Annotated in this window: 4 protein-coding genes; 2 read left to right on the plus strand and 2 right to left on the minus strand. The window is 53.3% G+C overall.

The genetic code is table 11. The annotated features are described in order from the left end of the window. Nucleotides 1–641: GGDEF domain-containing protein (locus GN107_RS11320; RefSeq protein ID WP_196246638.1), on the plus strand; the 641-nt coding region annotated here is incomplete at its 5' end. Nucleotides 642–932: 291 nt separating this feature from the next. Here GN107_RS11320 and GN107_RS09065 read toward each other — a convergent pair. Both GN107_RS09065 and GN107_RS09070 read right to left on the minus strand, forming a co-directional pair. Further along, entirely contained in the window at nt 933–2279 is a 1347-nt protein-coding gene (locus tag GN107_RS09065; protein ID WP_155287425.1) for an EAL domain-containing protein, read from the minus strand. 192 nt (nt 2280–2471) lie between these two features. Next, entirely contained in the window at nt 2472–3380 is a 909-nt protein-coding gene (locus tag GN107_RS09070; RefSeq protein ID WP_155288058.1) for a phosphate ABC transporter substrate-binding protein, read from the minus strand. 574 nt (nt 3381–3954) lie between these two features. Between GN107_RS09070 and GN107_RS09075 the strand changes: the two genes are divergently transcribed. Then, nucleotides 3955–6078: an AAA family ATPase gene (locus GN107_RS09075; RefSeq protein ID WP_155287423.1), complete on the plus strand. Its 2124-nt coding sequence runs from the start codon at nt 3955–3957 to the stop codon at nt 6076–6078. Nucleotides 6079–6427 lie beyond the last annotated feature (349 nt).

Below are 6427 nucleotides of genomic sequence, written 5' to 3' on the forward strand. Positions count from 1 at the left end.
CCCAAGCCCTGTACATGCTCTACCAGAACATGACCGGCGGGAACGTGCAACTTGAGTTAGCATACTGGCTGCTCATTCCCGTATTATTGAACCTCGCGTTCTACGCCATGACGACGGAGATGCGGGTGCTGCAGGCAGATAATGATGAACTACGGGAAGCAATGGTGGAACACGGCGCTTTTGACCAGGAAACCAAGTTGCGCACCACTGTTTCATTTCTTGAAGATGCAGGGGTATTCATTGAGACCAACAAACGCTTCAACATTCCCGTCAGTGTGGTTGTCATTCGGATTCGCTACTTCAGCGATTTGCAAAACATGCTTGGGACGACGCGGATCAAGGAGTTAGTCAAACTCGCATCGGACTCGATCAATCACGCCACGCGCGATAACGATATCAGCTACATTCTAAATACGGATAACCCAACTTGGGCGGTGCTGCTGTATGCGGATGTTGCTGGAGCAAACGTCGCGGCGCAGCGGATTCGGGACGAATTCCAGACGGAGCTGAACAAAAATCAGTCACTGCGCGACGTTGACCTGCAGTTGCGGGTGGGTGTGACCGGCTGGGATCTCGACAAACTAGACGGGCCCAATGCGTTTATGGAAGCCGGAATCAAGGAACTAGAATACGATGTTTAACAGAGCGGAGTGAGACGGTTTGAAACTGAGCATTAACGTACTCGGGGAAAAATGCTAGGGCTTAAGCATTTGTCCCTGAGTGTGTTAAGCGGAGGTTTCAGTCGCACGTAGCTCGACTATGTAACAGAGTGGAGTGAGACGGTTTGAAACTGAGCATTAACGTACTCGGGGAAAATGCAAGGGTTTAAGCATTTGTACCCGAGCGTGTTAAGCGGAGGTTTCAGTCTATACAGCACAAGCGCAAAAAGGAGCCTTCCCATCAACTTGGGAAGGCTCCTTTACTACATAGCTTTAGTTATTACCGTTGTCCCGGTAGTTCTCCGGCAAATCTGGGCGCCCGTACATGTAACCTTGTAGGTATTGCACGTGCAGTTTGTTTTCCACGTAGTCCACATCATCCTGGTTTTCAATTCCTTCCATGATGAAGTCGATGTCGTATTCAGCAGCAAGGTCGTACCAGAAGCCTAGCCGTTCGTCCAGGTTGTTCATATCCTGATCCTTCCGCAGCTTTTGGAGGGCAAACTTCAGGCCGTCAATGTAGGGGAAGACCCCCTGCAGACTTTCAAAGTGGTTGTCACTACCAACCCCATCAATCGCAATCCGAATGTCCGCTTGGTGATATAGGGGTGAGATCCGCCGCATGTCCGCGAGGCTCGGCGCGTGGGTCAGTTCGATGATCAGACCATCCAACTGGTCGTAATTTTGCGCGAAGGCGACGAGGGCTTGTGCGGTGTGGGCATCAACAAACTGCTGGGCGTTCAGGTTCAGCGACAGGCGCGTATTCCCAGTTTTGGCTAAGACTTTCTTCATTAGCTCAATTTGCTCATCAATTGGAATGTCGAAGTTGCTCGGCACGCCCCAGCGCTGTTCGCTCTCGTCCCATTCGCGCAGCAGCAGTTCGTAAGCCATGATGCGGAGTTCGTCACCCGTGGCATCGACCATCTTCTGCACGAAGAACGCATACTCGTGCTTCGGGGCAGCGACCGGCTTTTGGGTGCGGGCGACTTCGGCAACGGTGTGCTCGGTAACGGCACTGTCCTCTTCAATCGTGGCGTTCCAGAGCAGGCTGGTGCAGACAAAGCCAACTAGGTAGGCGCCAAAAATCTGGGCAAGTGCGACTGGCGCCAGCGGTAAGGGGGCAACGAAGGCAATGCCTGTTGCCGCGAAGACCACGATGACCGCCCAGATGTGACTGGCTAGCTTAGTCCGCAGCACAAAGGCGACAATAGCGATGATTGCCGCCAGTACGAATGTAATTAGTGGGCGAACAGTTAGGTGGTCCCAGTATAGGAGTCCGGTACCAGCCGCGATGGCCAGTAGTTGGCCGCCAAATTCAAATAGATTGAGGCGGGTGTTCAGTAGCGGTAAGGTCAACGCAAATAGTGCCGTTGCCAGTAGCATTGCCGTACCGAAATGCAGGACCCCAAAACGAATACCGGCGATGGCTGCAAGTCCTGTGCCCACACTAATGATAAACATCACGAGTCGAGTCAAGCCGGTGCTAGCGCCGCGCTTACTTTCTTGAATGAATGCCGTGCGCCACAAATGGTGGTAATAACCGTTGAAACCGGCGCAAACGAGCACCACCAGCAAGGTCTGCAAAAGCCATGCTGCGATACCAATTGAATTGTAAGTCACAATTCTTCCCCCTCCAGGTAGTAGTTTGTGTGCATTTGAGCACTTTCTTATCCCCTAATAAATAAAAATGCCGACTACCACCTATTGGCCATTATATAGAAGTTAACAATCATTGTCAGCCCTGATTGCCGTGCATCCAAAATGGCCTAGACGCAATTTTTTTATTCCTGTGTCCGGGCCAGATGATTATTTTCACTTGGTTACTGGCTGATTGACCTCCTCAATTTTGCCGTCAGCGGTGCGGGCCACCTGCATGCGGGTGACCGGGATGTAGCCCATCTTGGGGATCAGCGTCTGCTGGATGTGCTTGCTCTGCAGATACTTAATGAACTTGACCACCGCCGGTTTTGGGGCGCCCTTGGTGTACATGTGCTCGTATGCCCAGACCGGCCAGTTGTTGGTCGTGACGTTTTTTTCCGTTGGGGCGATTCCATTCAGACTCAGCGCCTGAACGTCAGGCTTCAGGTAGGAAAAGGCAATGTAGGAGATGGCCCCGGGCGTTTTCTTGACCATCTGGTAAACCGTTCCGTTACTGTCTTGTTCCTGAGCGTTCTTGACCTGGCTGGTCTTGAGCGCGAGGTCTTCAAAAGTCGTCCGGGTGCCCGAACCCTGTGTCCGGTTGATGAGGACGATGGCCTGCTTCTTACCACCAACCTGCTGCCAGTTGGTGTACCTGCCGGTGAAAATGCCGACTAGCTGCTTCCGACTGAGGTTCTTGACCCCCGCGTCCTTGTTTGCAATGGGGGCGATGCCGACGACGGCCACCTGGTGATCGACCAACTTCTTAGAATTGATGCCCTTTTGCTGCTGAGCGAACACATCGGAATTGCCGATGGTGACGGCACCGGTTGCCACTTGGCTCAATCCCGCCCCAGAACCGCCGCCTTGAATGGTGATGTTGGCGCCGTGATTGCTGCTTTTGTACTGTTCGGCCGCTTGTTCCGCTAATGGTTGTAGGGCCGTTGATCCGACCGCAACAATTTTGCTGTTCGGGGCAGCGTCAGTCGCATTCTTGCTGGCCTTGGCGTTCGACTTGCCGCAACCCGCAAAGGCGAGCGTTGCGAGGGCAACGAAGGCAACTGTTAAGATCCGTTTGTTCATTAACTTCTCCTCCTCTGATTGTGAACCGGCTTGGTAGTTGCGGAGTGCAAGGCGCCAACCATGGTAGTCAGCCCCAGATTTTTGTGCTTCGCATCACTACGCATTCAGAATAACCGCCGAATGTTGCGGGAGGGTTGAGCTTGTGTAAAACTTCCGTCTGGTCTTGTAAAGGTCCTGTGTGCTGGGTAACGAAACAATAAATTTAGTTGTGGTGGGCTCGATGCAGAAAAGCTAAAGATAGGTGGCAGCTTTTGCAACTTTTTGGCTACCGCGATAGCTGCGGAAACATTTGGCGATTTTTTGGGCCCGCCAACACGGGGGTTCCGGTTTGGGGCACTTGCAAAAGCAAATAAATTAGCACTCTACTTGCAAGAGTGCTAAAACGGTGTATAATGAATTATGTAAACAAGGGGTACACAAAACGAGCTGTCAGTTCGGCGCGCTGCTCTTGTTTGCTAAGCAATTAACAAGCGCGGTAACACGTCGATTATTATCGGCAAATGCCGCTGCTACTGCTTATACACGTTAACGAATACCGTGCTCAGATTGAGCGCACGGGTAAGGAGTAGTGCAGATGGCACAATTTAACGATCCATTTTTTAATAACGATATGGACGATTTTCTGAACCAGATGATGCGGCGCATGGGCAATGGTGAATCAGCTCGCTACATCGTTAACGGTAAGGAAATGACTCCGGATCAGTTCGCACAGTACCGGGCAACTGGGAAGGTTCCTGACGGCAGTGATGCGGCCATTCCTGTCCAAACCACCGGTGAATCGGCGGTGAAGAAGGGCGGCATCCTCGAGAAGCTCGGGCGCAATCTGACCGCGGAGGCCAAGGCGGGGATGCTTGATCCCGTCATTGGCCGGGATAAGGAGATCCAGGAAACCGCCGAGATCCTCAGCCGGCGGACGAAGAACAACCCGATTTTGGTTGGTGACGCTGGGGTCGGCAAGACCGCAATCGTGGAAGGGCTCGCGCAGGCAATTGTTGCCGGCAACGTTCCGGACGCGATTGCAGGCAAGCAGATCTACTCCATCGACTTGTCCAACCTTGAAGCAGGCACCCAGTACCGGGGCTCCTTCGAGCAGAACATTCAGAATCTGATCAAGGAAGTTAAGGCCGCGGGGAATGTCATCCTGTTCTTCGACGAGATCCACCAGATTCTCGGCGCCGGCAGTACCGGTGGTGAGGACGGCGGTAAGGGAATGGCCGACATCATCAAGCCGGCCCTCTCCCGCGGCGAGATCACCGTTATCGGGGCGACCACGCAGGATGAATACCGCAACACCATCATGAAGGACACAGCACTGGCCCGGCGCTTCAATGACGTCACGGTCGGCGAGCCAAGTCCGGAAGCTACCGTCAAAATTTTGCAGGGCGTCAAGGGTCTGTACGAGAAGCACCACCACGTTGTTTTGCCTGACGACGTGCTCAAGGCCGCGGTTGATTACTCGCAGCAGTACATTCCGCAGCGGAGTTTGCCTGACAAGGCCATTGACCTGATCGACATGACCGCGGCGCACTTGGCGGCTAAGAATCCGGGCAGCGATAAGGAGAGCCTGGAGCAGCACGTTAAGGACCTCGAGCAGCAAAAGGATGCCGCGGCTAAGGCTGAGGACTTCGAGAAGGCGGCCAAGCTGAAGGATGAACTAGCGGCCGCGCAGAAGAAGTTGCAGTCCGCTGGCTCTGACAGTTCCCCAGTCACCGCGACCGTTGACGACATCGCGCAGTCCGTTGAACGCTTGACCGGGATTCCAGTTGCCCAGATGGGTGCGTCTGATATTGAACATCTGAAGGGCATTGGCAAGCGGCTTAAGGGCAAGGTCATTGGCCAAGACGAAGCCGTCGACATGGTTGCCCGCGCGATTCGGCGGAACCGGGCTGGCTTTGACGAGGGCAACCGGCCAATTGGCAGCTTCCTCTTCGTGGGCCCAACCGGGGTCGGCAAGACCGAGCTGGCCAAGCAGCTGGCGCTCGACCTCTTTGGCAGTAAGGACGCCATCATCCGGCTGGACATGTCCGAATACTCCGACCGGACCGCGGTTTCCAAGCTGATTGGGACCTCCGCTGGTTACGTTGGCTATAACGACAACGGCAATACTTTGACCGAGCAGGTACGCCGGAATCCATACGCGATCGTGCTGCTGGATGAAATCGAAAAGGCTGATCCGCAAGTTTTGACCCTGCTGCTGCAGGTGCTTGACGATGGCCGGCTGACTGATGGCCAGGGCAACGTGGTCGACTTCAAGAACACCGTTGTCATTGCCACCTCTAACGCTGGTTTTGGCAACGAAGCCCTGACTGGCAAGAAGGATGACCAGCAGGATCTCATGACCCGGCTCGCACCATACTTCCGCCCTGAATTCCTCAACCGCTTCAACGGTATCGTTGAGTTCAGCCACTTGACTCAGGATGACCTCGGCCAGATTGTTGACCTGATGCTGAACGATGTGAACAAGACGCTCGCTAAGAAGGGCATCACGCTCACGGTTAGTGCCGACGCCAAGAAGTGGCTGATCAAGCAGGGTTACGATGAGGCGATGGGGGCACGGCCATTGCGCCGGGTCATCGAGCGCAACATCCGGGATGAGGTTACGGATTACTATCTGGATCACCTGGATGCCAAACAGCTGGAAGCAGACCTTGTTGACGGCAAAATCATCATCAAGGAACGTGCGGCTGTGACTAACTAAGCTTTAGATTTAGTAATGTAGTGTCGAAACTAAGAAGTTATCTCTCAACAACTACGGGACGCTGCCAGGTCCCGTAATACATATTTACTTGCCTTAAGAAAATTATTGGTATCCCTTCACAATTTCTTCATGGAAGGGGTCTATAGTGGTTACCATAGAGATGTGACGAAAACCCCAGAGTCTCGTCCCGTAGTAGTTTTTCACTCGATTTTCTCCTCAATTAAAAATTCATACAGACTTTGCCCGGAATTCCCAGACCGCGGAAAAGTAAAAGGGGTTGTGACAAAACCCCTCAAAAGAAGAGGACGAGGCCAGAAATTTCTCAAATTTCTGGCCCCGTCCTTTTTTG

The organism is Lacticaseibacillus zhaodongensis (genome assembly GCF_009687905.1).
In the GTDB taxonomy this organism is placed as follows: domain Bacteria; phylum Bacillota; class Bacilli; order Lactobacillales; family Lactobacillaceae; genus Lacticaseibacillus; species Lacticaseibacillus zhaodongensis.